This window comes from Streptomyces sp. P5F9 (assembly GCF_057961495.1).
Genome location: NZ_JBXVPZ010000160.1, coordinates 1 through 19,828, shown reverse-complemented (window position 1 = coordinate 19,828; position 19,828 = coordinate 1). Strand labels below are relative to the sequence as shown.

Here is a 19,828-nt window from a genome sequence, read left to right as displayed (position 1 = left end):
CGGTGGGGGGCGGCCCGGTGAGGCCGCCCCCTGGTGCCGTGTGGCGCCTACGCCTTGGCGTAGAGCCTCGTGAGCGCGATGCCGGTGTTTCCGGCGTCGTAGACGAAGCCGCCGACCTTCGAACCGTGCATCCAGTTGCGGATGGCGTGGTAGTCCGGGACGCAGGCCGCGAGTTCCATGACCTGCTTGTCGATGGCGCCCCAGGCCTTGTTGGCCGCGTCCGCGTCGGTGATCTGCGAGGCGGCCGCGATGGCCTTGTCGACGCTGGCGTTCTTCAGCTGGGCGTAGTTGCTGCGGCCGTCGCCGATGTTCTCGCCGTCCCAGCAGGGGTAGAAGACCGAGTAGCCGCCCGGCCAGTCCGGGCTCCAGCCCGCCGCGAACAGGTCGTACGTGTTGTCGATCTTGCCGATCTGGGTGTAGAAGGTCGACTTGTCGATCTGCTTGTTGACGACCGTGAAGCCGGCCGCCTCCAGCGCGTTCTTGATCGCCACGGCCTGCTTCACCGCGTTGTCGGACGTCTGGTAGGCGATGACCAGCTTCTGCCCGACCTTGCCGGCCTCCTTGAGGAGGGCCTTGGCCTTGACCGGGTCGCCGCCGGGCTTCGTGGTCTTGCCGTAGAGGTCGAACTCCGTGTAACCGGGCGTCACCGGGGAGAAGATCGTGGTCGCGATCGCGCTGGTGGACGCGCCGCCGCGGATGGTCTGCAACTGCTGGTTCGGCCAGGCGTAGTTGATGGCCTGGCGGACCTTGACGTCCGTGATCCGGGTGGTGTTGATCGGCCAGTAGTAGGTGACCGTGTCGACCGCGGTGAGCACGCGCTGCTTGAGCTTCGCGTTGGTGAGGACCGTGGCGATCCGCTCGGGGGCGACCTCGTTGAAGATCGACATCGTGTACTGGTCGTTGCCCTTGTCCGCTATGTAGCGGTCGGTCGAGGCCAGCAGTTCGTAGCCGAACTGGAAGAGGTACTTGTCCGGGTAGGCGTTGCGGATCGGGTCCGTCGCCGCGTCCCAGTGCTCGTTGCGGGTGTACGTCAGCGACTTGCCGACGTCACGGGCGGAGATCTTGTACGGGCCGCAGGAGAACGGCTGCTTGTCGTACTTCTCCTTGGTGTCCTTCGACTTCTTCACGAAGGAGTACGCCCGCTCGGCCAGCGTGAAGTTGAAGTCACCGCGGGCCTCGTTGAGGCGGAAGGTGATGGTCTTGCCGTCGATCTCGATGGAGTCGAGGCTCTTGCCGTCGTAGGGGCCCTTGTACTTGTCGCCGCCCACCAGGAACTGCTGGACGTAGCGCGGGCCCTCGGTGACGAAGGAGGCGAAGAGCCGCTCGAAGGTGTGCCGGACGTCGTCCATGGAGAGGTCGGAGCCGTCCTCCCACTTGATGCCGTCCTTGATGGTGAACGACCAGGTCTTGCCGCCGTCCTTGGCCGTGCCCGCGTCCGTGGCCACGTCGCCGACGAGGGTGGCGCCGCCCTTGGAGTCGAGCTTGTAGCCGGTCAGGCCGCGCATGATCGGCGTGGTGATGAGGATCTCGGTGGAGACGTAGATCTGGGCCGGGTCGAGGTGGTCCATGTCGAACTGGTCGAGCCCGTAGATCGTCCCGCCCTTGACCGCACCGGCGACCTCGGGAGCCGGGCCCGTCGAGTCGGCCTTCGTGCCGACCTCGATCTTGCTCTGCTTGGCCTTGCTGACCGAGGGGACTTTGCTGTTCGAGGTCGAGTTGCCGCCGCCGCAGGCGGTCAGCACCGAACTCGACGCGGCCACCACACCGGTGGCGATCATGAAGTTTCTACGGGAAAAAGACACAGTAGCCCTGCCTTACGGGTGGGACGGGACCAGCCGGACGACATTGACCGGGCCGGAGATGAGAGATGGGTCAGCGCTTGGACTTCGGGTCGAGCGCGTCGCGCGCCGAGTCGCCGAGCAGGTTGAACGCCAGGACGAAGATCACCATGGCCAGGCCCGGGAAGAGCATGAAGGTGAAGTCCTGGGTGTAGAACTGGGCGCCCCGCTGGATCATGACGCCCCAGTCGGGGGTCGGGTCGATCATGCCGACACCGAGAAAGGCGAAGCCCGCCTCAGCGGTCACGTAGGCCGGGAGCATGAGCGTGGACTGGATGAGGATCGGGGTCCACAGGTTGGGCAGCAGTTCCTTGAACACGATGCGCGCCGGTGACGCCCCGGTCACCTTGGCGGCCTCGACGAACTCCCGCTCGCGCAGGCCGAGTACCTGGCCGCGCAGCAGACGGGCGATCGACGCCCAGCCGAAGAAGGACATCATGATGATGAGCGTGGTGGCCCGCAGCCAGGTGGGGATGTTGTCGTCGGCGGCGACGAACAGTCCGAACACCACCGGCATGAAGGCGATGATGAACAGCGTCGAGGGGATCGACAGCACGATGTCGATGATCCGGCCGACGATGTAGTCCGTCCTGCCGCCCACGTAGCCCGCGGCCACGCCGACCACGACGCCGACGGCGGTGGTGATCAGGGTGGCGGCCAGGGCGATGCCCAGCGAGGTCCGGATGCCGTAGATCAGGAAGGTGAAGACGTCGCGGCCCAGCTGCGGCTCGATGCCGAACCAGAACTGCGAGCTCATGCCGCCGTTGGGACCCGCCGGGTACGAGAAGGCGTCGAGCAGACCCGGGTCCTGGCTCGCGTACGTCGTGTACGGATCTTTCCCGTAGAGCTTGGATATCAGCGGTGCGGCCAGCGCGATCGCGAAGAAGAAGATCACGATGATCGCCGATATGACGCCCGTACGGTCCCGTTTGAAACGGCGCCATGCGAGCTGACCCGGGGACCGGCTCTCGTTGGCCTTCGAGGCGGGAGAAGTGATCGACTTCTCGACGCTCTCGTCGGTCACCTCAAGCGGGGCCGCGGATGGAGTTGGGGGGGTCATGGTGCTCCTGGCCCAAGGGAGGGTCTGATGAGACTCCGCAGGGCACTCCCCTACGGGCTACGCCGGACTTTTTCAACGCAATTCATGCAAGGTCAATAAAATCTGGGCTGACTTGGGTTTCTCTTTACCTTCTTTGCGATCTATTGGTCAGTCCGTAGCTACGCGGGTAGCGTGCCGTGATCGATCTGTGCCTTATATCGGGCCAACTGCACTAAACGGGCAATGAGTTCGTTATGCGGACGCCTCTGTATCGGAATGCGTACACCGGGGCGTCACAATCCAACGGTTCCGCATCGCTTCGCGGTGATCCATTGTGCGCTACACCGAAGATCCTCTGAACGGACGTCGGAGGTCCCCCGAAAGGGTGGGCCCGCAGGCGATGTGCTCCTTTTCAGTCGATATTGACCGGTAACGGATCGGCATGGATCGGCTTTCCTGAGGAGGCACTCGATGCGTGGAGCCACGCACGCCAAATGGGCCGCTTGCGCGGCGGCGGTAGCCCTCGCGGCGACCGCCTGTGGGGGCGGCGGAAGCAGCAGCGGCGGCGGTGGTGACGGCAGCGCGGTGCTCAGCGCCTCCTGGGGCGACCCGCAGAACCCGCTGGAGCCGGCCAACACCAACGAGGTGCAGGGCGGCAAGGTCCTCGACATGGTCTTCCGCGGGCTGAAGCGGTACGACCCGAAGACCGGCAAGGCCCAGGACATGCTCGCCGACAAGATCGAGACCACGGACTCGCAGAACTTCACGGTCACCGTCAAGAGCGGCTGGAAGTTCAGCAACGGCGAGGCCGTCACCGCGAAGTCGTTCGTCGACGCCTGGAACTACGGGGCGAGCCTGAAGAACAACCAGAAGAACGCGTACTTCTTCGGGTACATCGAGGGCTACGACAAGGTCCACCCCGACAGCGGCTCGCAGTCCGCCGCCACGCTCACCGGGCTCAAGGTGACCGGCACGGACACCTTCACCATCAAGCTCACCCAGAAGTTCTCGACCTTCCCCGACACCCTCGGGTACGCGGCCTACTCGCCGCTGCCGTCGACGTTCTTCTCGGACCACGCGGGCTGGCTGAAGAAGCCGGTCGGGAACGGGCCGTACACCATCTCGTCGTACACCAAGGGCTCGCAGATGCAGCTCAAGAAGTGGGACGGGTACACCGGGACGGACAAGGCGCAGAACGGTGGCGTGACCCTCAAGGTCTACACCGACAACAACACCGCCTACACCGACCTGATGGCCGGCAACCTCGACCTCGTCGACGACATCCCGGCCTCGCAGCTCAAGAACGTCAAGAGCGACCTCGGCGGCCGGTACATCAACACGCCCGCCGGCATCATCCAGACCCTCGCGTTCCCGTACTACGACAAGAACTGGAACAAGAGCGGCTCGGAGAAGGTCCGCCAGGGGCTGTCCATGGCGATCAACCGGGACCAGATCACCAACACGATCTTCCAGAAGACCCGCACCCCGGCCACCGACTGGACCTCACCGGTGCTCGGCACCGCGGGCGGCTTCCAGGACGGGCTGTGCGGGGACGCCTGCAAGTACAACCCCACCGAGGCGAAGAAGCTGGTCCAGGAGGGCGGCGGCATCCCCGGCGGCCAGGTCAAGATCACCTACAACGCGGACACGGGCTCGCACAAGGAGTGGGTGGACGCCGTGTGCAACTCCATCAACAACGCGCTCGGCAACGACAAAGCGTGCGTCGGCAACCCGGTCGGCACCTTCGCCGACTTCAGGAACCAGATCGGCCAGCACAAGATGACCGGGCCGTTCCGCGCCGGCTGGCAGATGGACTACCCGCTCATCCAGAACTTCCTCCAGCCGCTGTACTACACCAACGCCTCCTCGAACGACGGCCTGTGGTCCAACAAGGACTTCGACAAGCTCGTGAACCAGGCCAACGCGGAGACGGACACGAGCAAGGCGATCAAGCTCTTCCAGCAGGCCGAGGGCGTCGTCCGGGACAACATGGCCGCCATTCCGCTCTGGTACCAGAACGGCAGCGCGGGCTACTCCGACCGGCTCTCCAACGTGGCGCTCAACCCGTTCAGCGTCCCCGTCTACAACGAGATCAAGGCCAGCTGAGCCGCACCGGGGGCGGGTTCACGAGCGCCCGCCCCCACGATCCCCGGAGCCCCCATGGGACGGTACGTAATCCGGCGCCTGCTGCAGATGATCCCGGTCTTCATCGGCGCCACACTGTTGATCTTCCTGATGGTGAACGTGATGGGCGACCCCATCGCGGGCCTGTGCGGCGACCGGCAGTGCGACCCGGCGACGGCCGCCCAGCTGAAGCGGGAGTTCGGCCTCGACAAGCCCGTGTGGCAGCAGTACCTGACCTACATGGGGAACGTCTTCACCGGTGACTTCGGGACGGCGTTCAACGGCCAGAAGGTCACCGAGCTGATGTCGACCGCGTTCCCGGTCACCATCCGGCTGACCCTCGTGGCGATCGTCATCGAGGTCGTCGTCGGCATCGCGCTCGGTGTGATCACCGGCCTCAAGCGCGGCCGCCCGATCGACACCGGCGTGCTGCTGCTCACCCTCGTCGTCATCTCCATCCCGACCTTCGTCACCGGCTTGCTGCTGCAACTGCTCCTCGGCGTCGAATGGGGCTGGATCAAACCGTCCGTCTCCCCGGACGCGACCTTCAGCGAACTCATCGTCCCCGGGCTGGTGTTGGCCTCGGTCTCGCTCGCGTACGTGACCCGACTGACCCGCACGTCCATCGCGGAGAACAAGCGCTCCGACTACGTCCGTACGGCCGTCGCGAAGGGCCTGCCGAGACGCCGGGTGATCGTCCGCCACCTGCTGCGCAACTCCCTCATCCCCGTGGTCACCTTCATCGGCACCGACATCGGCGCCCTGATGGGCGGCGCGATCGTCACCGAGCGGATCTTCAACATCCACGGGGTCGGCTTCCAGCTCTACCAGGGGATCGTGCGCCAGAACACGCAGACCGTGGTCGGCTTCGTGACCGTCCTCGTCCTGGTCTTCCTGGTCGCGAATCTCCTCGTCGACCTCCTCTACGCCGTACTCGACCCGAGGATCCGCTATGCCTGAGCAGCCGTTCGAACCGGAGCGCGCCATCGCCGGGACCGGCATGGGCGGGGCGATGGACCTCGCGACGAGCGAGGCGGAGACGCTGGAACAGCAGTCATCAGCCGCCTCCGGCGGACGGGCCCCAGGAGGGCCGGAGGGCACGGGACCGCAGGAGAGGCCCCGCTCCCTCTGGTCCGACGCCTGGCGCGACCTGCGCCGCAACCCCGTCTTCATCATCTCCGCGCTGGTCATCCTCTTCCTGGTGGTCATCTCCCTCTGGCCGTCCCTGATCGCCTCGGGCAACCCCCTCAAGTGCGACCTCGCGAAGGCCCAGGAAGGCTCCCAGCCGGGCCACCCCTTCGGCTACGACGGCCAGGGCTGCGACGTCTACACGCGCACGGTCTACGGCACCCGTACGTCGGTGACGGTCGGCGTCCTCGCCACGCTGGGGGTCGCGATCTTCGGCTCGGTCCTTGGCGGACTGGCTGGCTTCTTCGGCGGAATCTGGGACTCGATCCTCTCCCGCCTCACGGACATCTTCTTCGCGATCCCGGTGGTCCTCGGCGGCCTGGTCCTGCTCTCCGTCGTGACCAGCAACACGGTCTGGCCGGTCATCGGCTTCATGGTCCTGCTCGGCTGGCCGCAGATCTCCCGTATCGCCCGCGGCTCGGTCATCACCGCCAAACAGAACGACTACGTCCAGGCCGCGCGAGCCCTCGGCGCCTCCAACTCCCGCCTCCTGCTACGCCACATCACCCCGAACGCGGTCGCCCCGGTGATCGTCGTGGCCACGATCGCGCTGGGCACCTACATCTCCCTGGAGGCGACCCTGTCGTACCTCGGGGTGGGCCTGAAGCCCCCCACGGTCAGCTGGGGCATCGACATCTCGGCAGCCTCCCAGTACATCCGCAACGCCCCGCACATGCTCCTCTGGCCGGCCGGAGCCCTGGCGATCACGGTCCTCGCGTTCATCATGCTCGGCGACGCGGTACGCGACGCCCTCGATCCGAAGCTGAGGTGACCGGCGTCATGCTGCTCGAAGTGCGGGATCTGCACGTGGAGTTCAGGACCAGGGACGGGGTCGCCAAGGCCGTCAACGGGGTCAACTACAGCGTGGACGAGGGGGAGACGCTGGCCGTGCTGGGGGAGTCGGGGTCCGGGAAGTCCGTGACCGCGCAGGCCGTGATGGGGATTCTCGATGTGCCGCCGGGGAAGATCACCGGCGGGGAGATCCTGTTCCGGGGCAAGGACCTGCTGAAGTTCAAGGAAGAGGAACGGCGCAAAGTTCGCGGCGCCGAGATGGCGATGATCTTCCAGGACGCGCTGTCCTCGCTCAACCCCGTGCTCTCCGTGGGCGACCAGCTCGGCGAGATGTTCATCGTGCACCGGGGAATGTCCCGAAAGGACGCGCGGACCAAGGCGGTTGAGCTGATGGACCGGGTGCGGATCCCGGGTGCGGCGCAGCGCGTGCGGGACTATCCGCACCAGTTCTCCGGCGGTATGCGCCAGCGCATCATGATCGCCATGGCGCTCGCCCTGGAGCCGGCGCTCATCATCGCCGACGAGCCCACCACCGCTCTCGACGTCACCGTCCAGGCCCAAGTCATGGACCTGCTGGCCGAGTTGCAGCGCGAGCTGCACATGGGGCTCATCCTCATCACCCACGACCTCGGAGTCGTCGCCGACGTCGCCGACAAGATCGCCGTGATGTACGCGGGCCGGATCGTCGAGTCGGCCCCCGTCCACGACATCTACAAGGCGCCCGCACACCCGTACACCCGCGGCCTGTTGGACTCCATCCCGCGCCTGGACCAGAAGGGGCAGGAGCTCTACGCCATCAAGGGCCTGCCGCCGAACCTGATGCACATCCCGCCCGGCTGCGCCTTCAACCCCCGCTGTCCGATGGCCCAGGACGTCTGCCGGACCGACGAACCCGAGCTGTACGAGGTGGATCAACACCGGGGCAGCGCCTGCCACTTCTGGAGGGAGTGCCTCAATGGTTGAGTCGATCCTGGAGGTGACCGGACTCGTCAAGCACTACCCGTTGACCCAGGGCATCCTCTTCAAGAAGCAGGTCGGTGCCGTCAAGGCCGTCGACGGTGTGGACTTCACGCTCAACAAGGGCGAGACCCTCGGCATCGTCGGGGAGTCCGGGTGCGGCAAGTCGACCGTCGCGAAGATGCTGGTCAATCTTGAGCGGCCGACCGAAGGGTCGATCAAGTTCAAGGGCGAGGACATCAGCCGCATGTCGGGCCGTGCCCTGAAGGCAGCCCGGCGCAACATCCAGATGGTGTTCCAGGACCCGTACACCTCCCTCAACCCCCGGATGACGGTGGGCGACATCATCGGTGAGCCGTACGAGATCCACCCCGAGGTGGCGCCAAAGGGCGACCGGCGCAAGCGGGTTCAGGATCTGCTGGACGTGGTCGGGCTCAACCCCGAGTACATCAACCGGTATCCGCACCAGTTCTCCGGCGGCCAGCGCCAACGCATCGGCATCGCACGGGGGTTGGCGCTCCGCCCCGAGGTCATCGTCGCCGACGAACCCGTCTCGGCGCTCGACGTGTCGGTACAGGCGCAGGTGATCAACCTCCTCGACCGCCTCCAGGACGAGTTCGACCTCTCCTACATCTTCATCGCGCACGACCTGTCGATCGTCCGGCACATCTCGGACCGGGTCGGGGTCATGTACCTCGGCCGGATCGTGGAGATCGGCAAGGACGAGGAGATCTACGACCACCCGACGCACCCGTACACCCAGGCGCTGCTGTCCGCCGTGCCCGTGCCCGACCCGGACGCGCGGGAGCACCGGGAGCGGATCATCCTCGCGGGTGACGTGCCGTCGCCGACGAACATCCCCTCCGGGTGCCGCTTCCGCACCCGCTGCTGGAAGGCGCAGGAGCGGTGCTCACTGGAGGTGCCGCTGCTCGCGGTACCCGCGGAGTTCCGGCTCGCCAGCGGGCCCGCCGCGCACGACTCGGCCTGTCACTTCGCCGAGGAGAAGACCGTCGTCCCGAAGGAAGAAACCCACGACGAAACCCCCGAAGCGCCCCCGGACGATCTCGCGGATGGGGCGGAATAACCGTACAAACAGGCATCAACCGCGTTAACACGCAGGCAACTCGGCCGACCCGGTCTCGATATACGGACGCGTCAATCTGAATGACGTACGGCCGTGCGGGTGCCGTAAACGGACCGGGGCGCGCCATGTCGCCCCGGTCCGTTGCCGTACCTACGCCAGGCCCAACGCCCGCTTCAGGAAGTCCACTTGGAGCAGCAGGAGATTCTCCGCGACCTGCTCCTGCGGAGTCATGTGGGTCACCCCGGACAGCGGCAGTACCTCGTGCGGGCGGCCGGCGGCCAGCAGCGCGGAGGACAGCCGCAGGGCGTGCGCGACCACCACGTTGTCGTCGGCGAGACCGTGCACGACCATCAGCGGGCGGTGCGGGTCGGCGGGCGCCGACAGTCCGTCGTCCGTCACCAGACTGCTCTTCGCGTACGGCTCCGGGTTCTTGGCCGGGTCGCCCAGGTACCGCTCCGTGTAGTGGGTGTCGTAGAGCCGCCAGTCGGTGACCGGGGCGCCCGCGATGCCCGCGTGGAAGACGTCCGGGCGGCGCAGCACGGCGAGTCCCGCGAGCCAACCCCCGTACGACCAGCCGCGGATGGCCACCCGGGAGAGGTCCAGCGGGTGGCTCTTCGCGAGGTCCTGGAGGGCGTCGATCTGATCGTCCAGGGACACCGTGAAGTCGCGGTGGACGGCCTTCTCCCACGCCGGTGAACGACCCGGGGTGCCGCGGCCGTCGGCGACGAGCACCGCGAAACCCTGGTCGGCGAACCACTGTGACGTGAGGTGCGCGTTGTGCGCGGCGACCACGCGGGGGCCGTGCGGACCGCCGTAGGGGTCCATCAAAACGGGAAGGGGACTGCTGCCGTCGTAGTCCCGTGGCATAAGCAGGGCGCACGGGACGCGCCGTGCGCCCCCCTCGGTGAACGTGATGCGCGGGGACAGACCGGGATCTTCGGCGTACGACGCGACCGGCACCGCCTTCTTGCCCGCGCGCAGCACCTGGACCTGGGTGCCCGGTCGGTCCGGCACCGCCGAGATCAGCACGGTCACGCCCCCGGCGCGTACCGCCGAGTGCACGCCGGGCTCCTGCGAGAGGCGCTCCAGGCCGAGCTCGTTGACGCGATAGACGTGCACCTCGCCGGTCTCCGGGGCGGGCGCGGCCTCGCCCGCCGAGGCCGAGACCAGCACGCTGTCGTCGGACACGTCCAGCACCGCGCGGACGTGCAACTGCGGTCCTGTGAGCAGGCGTTCACCCACCGCGAGCACCCGCGCGCCACCCTCGTCGGCGATCCGCACGAGCCGTCCCGAAGGGCTCCAGCACGGCACGCCAGGGAAAAGATCAAGCCAAATTGGATCTTCGTCGGCATGCACCATCCGGGTCGCCCCCGAGCCGGGCTCCACGGCGAGGAACAGCTGGCTGCGCTGGTCCCGGGCCTGCACGAGCAGCAGCGGCGCACCCGCCTCTGACCAGTGCACTCGCGCCAGATACGGGTACCGCGCCCGGTCCCAGACGACCTCCGTGCGCGTCCCGTCCAGACCGATCCCGTACAGCCGGACGTCCGCGTTGGCCGTGCCCGCCGCCGGGTACGCGACCCGCTGCGGCTCGCGCTCCGGATGGGCCGGGTCGGCGATCCACCAGCGCTGGACCGGCGTGTCGTCCGCGCGGGCGACCAGCAGCCGGTCCGACTCCGGCGACCACCAGAAGCCGCGCGTCCGGCTCATCTCCTCGGCCGCGATGAACTCGGCCAAACCATAGGTGACTTGCTCCGACTCGGGTTCGGCGAGCGCCCGGTCGCCGTCGCCCTCGGCTCCCACGACGCGCAGGGCGCCGCCCGTGACGTAGGCGACGTGCCGTCCGTCGGGGGCCGGGCGGGGGTCGATCACCGGTCCGGGGACCGGGAGTTCACGTGCCGTGCCGGCCCGCAGCTCAGCCGTGAAAAGCCGCCCTGACAAGGCGAAAGACGCCAACTCGGCCTCGCTGTCGGTGGCGTAGCCGACGATCCCCGCACCGCCCTCGCGGGTGCGTTCGCGGCGGGCCCGCTCCTCGGGCGAGAGGTGCTCCGAGGCGCCGCCCAGGAGGGCGCGCGGGTCGGCCGCGACGCGCTCCTCGCCGGTCGCCGGATCGAGGACCCACAGCGCGTTCGCCCGGTCCGTGCCGGACGGGGAGCGCAGGAACACGACCCGGGAACCGTCAGGTGACACGGTGAACGCGCGCGGCGCGCCGAGCGTGAACCGCTGGGTACGGGCGTGCCGTCGGGGGAAGGAGTCAGCCTCGGTCGTCATGCCCCGACCATATTGGCCATGCGCCCCCTTGTGCGGCTGTGCGCCGAGCGATGCGCGCGAGCGAATAGTTATGATCACTAGCGCTGCGTGGGTATCAACCTGCTGGCTGTTGTATGGATTTGCCGCACGGATCCACTCCATGGGTCCACTGCCCCCATAGTCCGACCCCCCGAGTCCCTGGGATCATTGGAGGTGAGCCGCCGTGGCACTCTCGATTTCGGCGGTGGTGCTGCTGGCGATCGTCGTCTTCCTTCTGGTCAAGAAATCAGGGCTGAAGGGCGGACACGCGGTCGTCTGTGTCCTCCTCGGGTTCTATCTGGCCTCGTCGACGGTCGCGCCCACGATCAGCGATCTCACGACGAACATCGCGAGCATGATCGGCAGCATCAAGTTCTGACGGCTCACCTTTAGGGTGGGTCCATGACGGAACTGCCCTCCCCCACCCTGCGGGCGGGGGGACCCCCATCTCGCTGCGCTCGTCGTCTGCTGCTGGTGCACGCGCACCCGGACGACGAGTCGATCAACAACGGCGCGACGATGGCCAAGTACGCGGCCGAGGGTGCCCACGTGACACTGATCACGTGCACCCTCGGAGAGCGCGGCGAGGTCATCCCGCCCACGCTGCGGCATCTGTCGGGCGCCGGACTGGCCGAGGAGCGGGAGCGCGAACTCATCGCCGCCATGAAGGCGCTCGGGGTCACGGACCACGGCTTCCTGGGCGGCCCCGGCAGATACCGGGACTCCGGGATGATGGGCACCTCGGACAACGACGACCCCGCCTGCTTCTGGCGGGCCGACGTCGACGAGGCCGCCGGGCATCTCGTCGAGGTGATCCGCGAGGTACGTCCGCAGGTCCTGGTCACCTACGACCCCGACGGCGGCTACGGCCACCCCGACCACATCCAGGCCCACCGCGTCGCCATGCGCGCCGCCGAACTCGCCGCCGAACTCGCCGCCGACGCGGGGCAGCCGATCGCCAAGGTCTACTGGAACCGGGTCCCCCGGACCGTCGTGGAAGAAGGCTTCGCGCGGCTGCGTGACGCGCTGCCGGAGCTGCCCTTCGCCGAGACGGCCGCCGTGGACGACGTACCGGGTGTCGTGGACGACGGGCGGATCACCACCGTGATCGACGGCACCGCGTACGCCGCCGCCAAGACCGCGGCGATGCGCGCGCACGCCACGCAGATCGAAGTGGCCCCGGACGCACCGTACTTCGCGCTGTCGAACGACCTCGCGCAGCCCGTGTTCACCACCGAGTACTACGAGTTGGTCCAAGGGGTACCCGGTGGGGCGCCCGAGACCGATCTCTTCGAAGGGCTGGGCCTGTGATGAGCGCCACCAACGGCGGGAGTCTGCTCGCGCAGCCGCTGCAACGGCCGTCCGCGCTGCGGGTGTTGGCCTACCTCGGGCTCTTCGTGCTCGGCGCGGTCGTCGGGGCGGCCGGTGCCCTCGTGCAGGCCGCGTGGTTCCCGGGCGGGCTGCTGCTCGCGCTCGTCGGAGCCGCCGGAGCGTTCGTCGGCGGGGCGAGAGCGACCGAGGGCCGGGGCGGTGCCGTGGCGCCCGCCGCGGGCTGGATGGTCGCCGTCATCCTGCTCACCGCCAGCCGCCCGGAAGGCGACTTCCTGTTCGGCGCGGGAGTCGGTTCCTATCTCTTCCTGCTCGGCGGGATGGCCGTAGCTGTGATCTGTGCCACGTTGGGTTTGGGGCGGCAACCAACCAGCCCTGACGTCCGACTTGGCAAGTGACGTACCACTTCGCGGTGACGCGCGCGTGCGAGTCCGGTGTGGGTTTCCCCAGCGGCCGTGGGATACCGCCAAGAAGTGGCCAGTATGGTGGTGCGCGCCGCCGAGTCGCCCGTGGGTGTCGGGCGGCGGAGCCAACCGGGAGAACCTGCCTTGAGTCGTGAAACTGACACTCCGTCCTCCGGGCCCGACGGGCGCGGCGGAGCCGCTTACCCCTCGGGGACCCCGCCGTACGGGACGCCGGCGGCTTCCGACGACCGTACGGACGCGGGGCGTTCGGCCGCGCAGCCGGAGGAACGCAAGACCGAGACGACGCTGACGACCCGGATCCGGATCAACATCCCCGGTTCGCGGCCCATTCCGCCTGTCGTCGTGCGCACGCCCGTCGCGGACGCCGAGGGGTCCACGACCGCCGAGGTGCAGCTGCCGAGTTCCGCGCTGCCCACGGGCGGCGTCGTCGAGCCGTCCGCCGAACTCGCGCTGCCCGGCGGCGAGGAGAAGACGAGCGACTGGTTCGCACCCCGCAAGTCCGGCCCCGCGAAGGGCGGCCAGGGCGGAGGCGGCACCAACGGCGCCGGAATTCCCGGCGGTTCGGCCGCGGGCACCCCGAGTGCGCCCGCCGCCGGAGCGCCCGGTGCGGGCCGGCCGAGCGCCGGCCGTCCCGGTGGTGTGGTCGGCGGCATGAACGTGACGAGCGCCGCCCGTCAGGCCGGCGCGAACGGCGGCGGTACGAACGGCGCCGGAATCGGCGGCGCCACCGGCGCCGGACCCGTCGCCCCCGGGCACGGTGGCGGCACCGGTTCCTTCGACGTGACGGAAGCACTGGCGGCCGGCAACGGGCCGCGCCCGAACGGCGGTGGCCCCAACGGCGGCCCCGGCGAACCGCGCCGCGACGACCTGCCGTACTTCTCTGACAACGGGCAGCAGGGCGGTTACCCCGGGCCCAACGCCCAGGGTGGCCAGGGTGGTTACCCCGAGCCCAACGGCCAGGGCGAGCCGGGCGGTTTCCCCGGCGGCAACGGCCCCGGCGGGCGAGCCGAACAGTTCCCCGGGCCGAACGGCCAGGGCATGGGCCCGGGCGGTCCCGGTGGCCCGGGTGGACCCAACGGTTTCAACGGCCCGAACGGGCGCGGCGGTCCGGGCGGTCCCGAGGGTCCCGCGGGCCCGACCGGGGGTCCGGTCACCGGCAACGGCCTGATGCTGCCGCCCGGCCCCATGGGCGGCGGAGCACCGGGCGCACCCAGCGCGCTGAGCGGTTACGCCGACGGTCCTGGACCTGGCGGCACGAACGGCGCCGGTGGGCCTGGCGGTCCCGGTGCGTTCGCCGGACCGGGTGGTCCCGGAAGCACCGGTGGTCCCGGCGCCCCGGGTACGGGTTCCGGCCGACACGGCGGTCGTGGCAGGGGCCCCGCTGGTCCTGGCGCGGGCCCCGGCGGTCCCGGCGGCCCGGGTATGGGCCCTGGCGGTCCCGGTATGGGCCCCGGTACCCCCGGCGGCGCGAGTCTCCCCGGCATGCCCCCCGGCGGCGGGCTCAGTGACGACACCGCGATCCTCACCCCGCAGAAGCCGGCCCCCGAACCCGGTGGCCCCGGCTACGGCGCCCCCGCCGACCAGGTCTCCGGACACACCGTCACCAGCGGTATGCCGGTCATCCCGGGCGCGGGGAACTCGCCGTTCGGCCCGGGCACGCACCCCGACGGACCGCTGCCGCACACGCCCCCGAAGCAGTCCGAGCCCGGTGCGGCGCAGAGCGAGCCCGCCGCGGCCAAGAGCACCGGCAAGAGCGCGAAGAAAAAGAAGAAGGGCCGCAGCAAGCTGGTCCTGCTCTGCGTCGGCGTGATCGTCATCGGCGGCGGCGCCTACTGCGCGGGCCTGCTCATGAACCACACCGACGTGCCCAAGGGCACCACCGTGCTCGGCGTCGACATCGGCGGAGGCACCCGTGACGACGCCGTCAAGAAGCTCGACGACGCGTTCGGCGACAAGGTGAACAAGCCTCTGAAGCTGTCGGTCGGCGGCAAGACGGTCTCGCTCAAGCCGGACCAGGCGGGGCTCCAGTTCGACACCACGGCCACGGTCAGCGCGGCCGCCACCAGCGACTACAACCCGGTCTCCGTGATCGGCTCGCTCTTCGGCCAGCACCGGGTCGTCGCCCCGGTCATGCCGGTCGACGAGGAGAAGCTGCACGCGGCCCTCACCGACCTCGGCGGCGGCTCCGGCTCCGGCGCGGTCACCGAGGGCACGATCAAGTTCACGTCCGGCAAGGCGGTAGCCGTCTACGGCAAGGCGGGCAAGGCGATCGACGCGGCCGCGTCCACCGACGCCGTCGAGGAGGCGTACCGCACCGAGGTGGAGACCGGCACGGCCACTCCGGTGACCGTCCCGACGACCACCAAGCAGCCGACGGTCTCGAACGCCGAGGTCGACCGCGAGATGAAGGCCTTCGCCAAGCCGGCCATGTCCGCGAAGGTCACCGTCCAGACCGACGCGGTGCACTCGGTCCTTATGAGTCCGCAGAACTCGCTGTGGAAGTTCCTCAGGGTGACGGCCGTCAACGGCAAGCTGGTCGACAAGCCCGACCTGACCGCCCTGAAGGAGCTGTACGGCCAGACCTTCGACGGCGTGCTGATCACCCGGGCCAACGGCAAGAAGACCGCCGTCACACCACAGGACGTCTACCTCGCGCTGCGCGAGGCCCTGACGAGCACGACCGACCGGGTCGCTGTCATCGACACCAACCCGAGCTAGCGCACGACTGCAAGAGAGGGCCACCCGGCACCGGTGCCGGGTGGCCCTCTCGTCGTATGACATCTGTCATGCGCCACACCGGACCGCCGACACTGCCGGGCACCGGTCCCCGGCGGCCACGATGGGTGGCATGACGACAACAGCGGGGACCGCGACCACAGCGGTGGTCGGGTTCGATCAGGTGAGCAAGAGCTACGGCGAGGTCAGGGCCGTCGACGGGCTGTCGCTCGTGCTGCACCCGGGGGAGACGGTGGCCCTGCTGGGGCCGAACGGGGCCGGCAAGTCGACCACCCTGGATCTGCTGCTCGGCCTCAAGCAGGCCGACACCGGCAAGGTCGAGGTCTTCGGCACCAGCCCGCGTGACGCCATCGTCGCCGGGCGGGTGGGCGCGATGCTGCAGAGCGGCGGGCTGATGGACGAGGTCACCGTCGGTGAACTGGTCAGGCTGGCCTGCGACTTGCACCCCAAGCCGTACAAGGTCGCCGACGTGATCGCCCGCGCGGGCATCGCGCAGATCGCCGACCGCAAGGTCAACAAGCTCTCCGGCGGTCAGTCCCAGCGCGTCCGCTTCGCCCTCGCGACCGCGGGCGACAGCGACCTGATCGTCCTCGACGAGCCGACCACCGGCATGGACGTCACCGCCCGGCAGGCCTTCTGGGCCACCATGCGCGAACAGGCCGACCAGGGCCGTACGGTCCTCTTCGCCACCCACTACCTCGAAGAGGCCGACGCCATCGCGGACCGCGTACTGGTCCTGCACCGCGGCCGGCTGCTCGCGGACGGCACCGCCGCCGAGATCAAGGCGAAGGCGGGCGCACGCAAGGTCGCCTTCGACCTGGAGGGCGAGATCGACGAGACGCCGCTGCGGTCCCTCCCGTTCCTGACGTCGATCGACATCTCGGGCCAGACGATCCGCATCCAGTCCACCGACGCCGACGCGACCGTCCACGCGCTCTACGGCCTCGGCGTCTACCCCCGCAACCTCGAAGTCGCCGGGCTCGGCCTGGAGCAGGCCTTCGTCGCCATCACCGCCGCCGAGGAGGCCAAGCAGTCATGAACAGTCTCATCAAGCTGGAACTCACCCGCGCCCTGCGCAACCGCAAGTTCCTGTTCTTCTCGGTGATCTACCCCTCGGCCCTGTTCCTGCTGATCGCGGGCAGCGCCGGCGGTACGGACAAGGTGGACGGCACGGGCCTGACGGTCGCCACCTACATGATGGTCTCGATGGCCTCCTTCGGCGCCCTGACCGCCGTCCTGATGGGCAACAGCGAGCGCATCGCGAAGGAGCGGGAGAGCGGCTGGGTACGGCAGTTGAGGCTGACCCCGCTGCCGGGCCGCGGCTATGTGATCGCGAAGACGGCCAGCGCCGCCGTGGTCAGCCTGCCCTCCATCATCGTCGTCTTCATCGTCGCCGCGACCGTGAAGGACGTACGGCTGGACGCCTGGCAGTGGCTCGCGCTCACCGGCGCGATCTGGGCCGGGAGCCTGGTCTTCGCCGCGCTCGGGGTGGCCATCGGGTACATGGCGAGCGGGGACGCGGTCCGGCCGATCACGATGATCACGTACTTCGGACTGTCGATGCTGGGCGGCCTGTGGATGCCCGCCACGACGTTCCCCGACTGGCTTCAGTCCATCGCGAAGTGGCTGCCCACACACGCGTACGCTGCCCTCGGCCAGGCGATCGAGCAGAGCCGGTCGCCCCACGCCAAGGACGTCACCCTCCTCGTCGTCTACTTCGCCCTGTTCGCGGGCGGGGCGGCGTGGCTGTACCGGAAGGACACGCTGAAGGCGTGAGCGCGATGACCGAGGACCCGCTGCCGGAGAAGGCCAGGGTGGAGCGGCTGATCCGGATCGGACAGCCGCCCCGCGACCGGGGCGAGCTGCTGCGCAAGCTGGTGTGGATCCTGCCCTGGCTGGTCTTCCTCGGCTCACCCGTGCAGGACCTGCTGGCCGGCCACCACACCACCGCGGCCACGACGGCCGGCTGGGTGGGCCTGGTGGCCTTCACCGGGATCTACCTGGCGGTCGTCTTCCGCACCATGGGCCGCCCCTACTCCGGCCGGCTCGTCGGCGCCATGGTCGCCGTCCTGTGGGTACTGGCGGTGGCCCTGACCCTCTCCCTCGGCCACCCCTGGCTCGGCCTCTTCGTCTACGTCTCCGTCACCTGCGGGGTCACCCTCCCCCTGACCGCCGCGTACTGGACGATCCCGCTGACCACCGCCGCGATGATGCTGGCGGGCTGGTTCGTCGACGACCTGGACGACGCCTGGGGCCTGTTCCTGATCGTGCTGCTGGTGGGCTACTCCATGACGGGCGTACGCCAACTGGTGCGCACGACGGTCGAGTTGCGCAAGGCGCGGGCCACGGTGGCCCAACTGGCGGCGAACGAGGAGCGGTTGAGGCTGGCAAGAGACCTGCACGACCTGCTGGGCCACTCCCTCTCGCTGATCACGCTGAAGAGCGAACTGGCGGGCCGCATGCTCCCCGGCCACCCCGACAAGGCGGCCCAGCAGGTCGCCGACATCGAACAGGTCAGCCGCCAGGCCCTGGTGGACGTCCGCGAGGCGGTCACCGGCTACCGCCGCCCCCGCCTGGCCGGCGAACTGGCGGGCGCACAGGTCGCGTTGACGGCGGCGGGAGTCATCGCGGACCTCCCCGCAGAACCGGATCTGACGGCCGTGTCCGAGGACAGCGAGTCGGCCCTGGCCTGGGCCCTGCGCGAGGCGATCACGAACGTCGTACGGCACAGCGGCGCCCAGCGCTGCGTGGCGGAACTGGTCCGACGCCAGACCCTGGACGGCCCGATGCTCGAACTCTCCGTCGAGGACAACGGCTCGGGCGGCTCGGGCAAGGGCCCCGGCAACGGCTTGACCGGCCTCACCGAGCGCCTGGAGAAGGCCGGCGGCTCCCTGGAGGCGACCCGCCTCAAACACGGCTTCCGGCTGGTGGCACGGGTGCCCGCCGACGCTCCGGCCACCTCGACGGACGTAGGATCGCCCGCATGAGCCGTACGATCAAGGTCCTCCTCGCCGAGGACCAGTCGATGGTCCGCGAGGCACTGGCCGCACTGCTCGGCCTGGAGGACGACATCGAGGTCGTCGCCCAAGTGGCCCGCGGCGACGAGGTGTTGGCGGCGGCACGACAGCACGACGTGGACGTGGCCCTCCTCGACATCGAGATGCCGGGCTGCACGGGCATCGAGGCGGCGGCCCAACTCCACAAGGCACTCCCCGCGCTGAAACTGGTGGTCCTCACCACCTTCGGCCGCCCCGGCTACCTCCGCAGCGCGATGGAAGCGGGAGCGGACGCCTTCCTGGTGAAGGACGCCCCGGCAGCCCAACTGGCCGAAGCGGTACGGAAGGTGCTCGCGGGGGAACGGGTCATCGACCCCACCTTGGCAGCAGCGGCTCTGGCGGAGGGCGCCAACCCTTTGACCGACCGCGAGCGCGAGGTGCTGCGGGCGGCGGCGGACGGTTCGACGAACGCCGAGTTGGCGAAGGCCCTTCATCTGTCGCAGGGCACGGTCCGCAACTACCTGTCGACAGCGATCCAGAAACTGGCGGTGAGGAACAGAGCGGAGGCGGTACGGATCGCAAGGGAAAAGGGCTGGCTATAAAACCCAGGCCAGGGCGACCCCCTAAGGGGCGCGGGGAACTGCGCGACCAGCCCCAACGCGCCCGCAGACGCAAAATCAGTTCAACATAGCCCGAGCCGATTGCGCCTGCCCCCGCACCCGATCCGCAGCAGGCTCATCCACAACCGCCACCACCTCGGCGTAGGCATCCAGTTCAGCCGCACCGGTGAGGAAATCCCCCCGCTGAACGAGCAGTTGAGCCCGCTCATACCGCAACCGAGCCGGATGAGACGGCAACAACAGCGCCAACTCCACAGCCCACAGGGCAACATCGGACCGCTCAGGCCGAGCCGCAGCCCACGCCCGAATGTTGTTCAGGACACGCGAAACAACCTCCAGAGGCGCCGCAGGCACAAGCATGGACGGCTCCAGCGCACCCCCCGTAGCCCCCGCCACCAACAACTCCGCATCGCC

17 protein-coding genes are annotated in these 19,828 nt (G+C 69.0%); 13 read left to right on the top strand and 4 right to left on the bottom strand.

From position 1 onward, the window contains the following. Positions 1-47: 47 nt before the first annotated feature. On the bottom strand, positions 48-1,778 hold the full coding sequence (locus AC31A1_RS24615) for an ABC transporter substrate-binding protein (RefSeq protein ID WP_489655401.1): 1,731 nt from the start codon (positions 1,776-1,778) through the stop codon (positions 48-50). A gap of 94 nt (positions 1,779-1,872) precedes the next feature. Next, the gene (locus tag AC31A1_RS24610) at positions 1,873-2,898 is read right to left on the bottom strand and encodes an ABC transporter permease (protein ID WP_489655400.1); all 1,026 of its coding nucleotides are present in this window, start codon (positions 2,896-2,898) and stop codon (positions 1,873-1,875) included. 450 nt (positions 2,899-3,348) lie between these two features. Here AC31A1_RS24610 and AC31A1_RS24605 point away from each other — a divergent pair, with 450 nt between their 5' ends. The 5 genes from AC31A1_RS24605 to AC31A1_RS24585 are packed head-to-tail and all read left to right on the top strand — an operon-like array spanning position 3,349 to position 9,022. Beyond that, positions 3,349-4,983: a peptide ABC transporter substrate-binding protein gene (locus tag AC31A1_RS24605; RefSeq protein ID WP_489655399.1), complete on the top strand. Its 1,635-nt coding sequence runs from the start codon at positions 3,349-3,351 to the stop codon at positions 4,981-4,983. 54 nt (positions 4,984-5,037) lie between these two features. Continuing rightward, the gene (locus tag AC31A1_RS24600; RefSeq protein ID WP_489655398.1) at positions 5,038-5,961 is read left to right on the top strand and encodes an ABC transporter permease; all 924 of its coding nucleotides are present in this window, start codon (positions 5,038-5,040) and stop codon (positions 5,959-5,961) included. Continuing rightward, positions 5,954-6,961 (top strand): ABC transporter permease, encoded by a 1,008-nt coding sequence (locus AC31A1_RS24595; protein ID WP_403981111.1) that lies wholly within the window; start codon positions 5,954-5,956, stop codon positions 6,959-6,961. The genes AC31A1_RS24600 and AC31A1_RS24595 overlap by 8 nt, the downstream gene beginning before the upstream one ends. 8 nt (positions 6,962-6,969) lie before the next feature. Next, positions 6,970-7,944 carry an ABC transporter ATP-binding protein gene (locus AC31A1_RS24590; protein WP_366489662.1) on the top strand — a complete coding sequence of 325 codons (975 nt, stop codon included), beginning with the start codon at positions 6,970-6,972 and terminating at the stop codon, positions 7,942-7,944. Beyond that, positions 7,937-9,022: an ABC transporter ATP-binding protein gene (locus AC31A1_RS24585; RefSeq protein WP_489655397.1), complete on the top strand. Its 1,086-nt coding sequence runs from the start codon at positions 7,937-7,939 to the stop codon at positions 9,020-9,022. Before AC31A1_RS24590 ends, AC31A1_RS24585 begins: the two co-directional genes overlap by 8 nt. Before the next feature lie 150 nt (positions 9,023-9,172). On the opposite strand, the gene AC31A1_RS24580 is transcribed toward AC31A1_RS24585, so the two are convergent. Beyond that, positions 9,173-11,290 carry a S9 family peptidase gene (locus AC31A1_RS24580; protein WP_489655396.1) on the bottom strand — a complete coding sequence of 706 codons (2,118 nt, stop codon included), beginning with the start codon at positions 11,288-11,290 and terminating at the stop codon, positions 9,173-9,175. A 202-nt stretch (positions 11,291-11,492) separates the two neighbouring features. On the opposite strand from AC31A1_RS24580, the gene AC31A1_RS24575 reads away from it, so the two are divergent. From AC31A1_RS24575 to AC31A1_RS24540, 8 genes are all read left to right on the top strand, one after another. Beyond that, positions 11,493-11,687, top strand: coding sequence for a hypothetical protein (locus tag AC31A1_RS24575; RefSeq protein ID WP_019072052.1), 195 nt, complete (start codon positions 11,493-11,495; stop codon positions 11,685-11,687). Positions 11,688-11,710: 23 nt separating this feature from the next. Beyond that, positions 11,711-12,619, top strand: coding sequence for an N-acetyl-1-D-myo-inositol-2-amino-2-deoxy-alpha-D-glucopyranoside deacetylase (gene mshB / locus AC31A1_RS24570; protein WP_489655395.1), 909 nt, complete (start codon positions 11,711-11,713; stop codon positions 12,617-12,619). Next, on the top strand, positions 12,619-13,035 hold the full coding sequence (locus tag AC31A1_RS24565) for a DUF6113 family protein (RefSeq protein ID WP_366489667.1): 417 nt from the start codon (positions 12,619-12,621) through the stop codon (positions 13,033-13,035). Before mshB ends, AC31A1_RS24565 begins: the two co-directional genes overlap by 1 nt. A gap of 150 nt (positions 13,036-13,185) precedes the next feature. Continuing rightward, positions 13,186-15,780, top strand: coding sequence for a hypothetical protein (locus AC31A1_RS24560; protein WP_489655394.1), 2,595 nt, complete (start codon positions 13,186-13,188; stop codon positions 15,778-15,780). A gap of 130 nt (positions 15,781-15,910) precedes the next feature. Continuing rightward, entirely contained in the window at positions 15,911-16,837 is a 927-nt protein-coding gene (locus tag AC31A1_RS24555) for an ABC transporter ATP-binding protein (protein WP_489655393.1), read from the top strand. Continuing rightward, positions 16,834-17,574: an ABC transporter permease gene (locus tag AC31A1_RS24550; RefSeq protein ID WP_393763400.1), complete on the top strand. Its 741-nt coding sequence runs from the start codon at positions 16,834-16,836 to the stop codon at positions 17,572-17,574. Before AC31A1_RS24555 ends, AC31A1_RS24550 begins: the two co-directional genes overlap by 4 nt. Then, the gene (locus AC31A1_RS24545) at positions 17,571-18,785 is read left to right on the top strand and encodes a sensor histidine kinase (RefSeq protein WP_489655392.1); all 1,215 of its coding nucleotides are present in this window, start codon (positions 17,571-17,573) and stop codon (positions 18,783-18,785) included. The genes AC31A1_RS24550 and AC31A1_RS24545 overlap by 4 nt, the downstream gene beginning before the upstream one ends. Further along, entirely contained in the window at positions 18,782-19,396 is a 615-nt protein-coding gene (locus AC31A1_RS24540) for a response regulator (protein WP_489655391.1), read from the top strand. Before AC31A1_RS24545 ends, AC31A1_RS24540 begins: the two co-directional genes overlap by 4 nt. Positions 19,397-19,471: 75 nt before the next feature. Here the strand turns inward: AC31A1_RS24540 and AC31A1_RS24535 are convergent. After that, positions 19,472-19,828 (bottom strand): tetratricopeptide repeat protein (locus tag AC31A1_RS24535; RefSeq protein ID WP_489655390.1); only part of this gene is annotated, 357 nt, incomplete at its 5' end.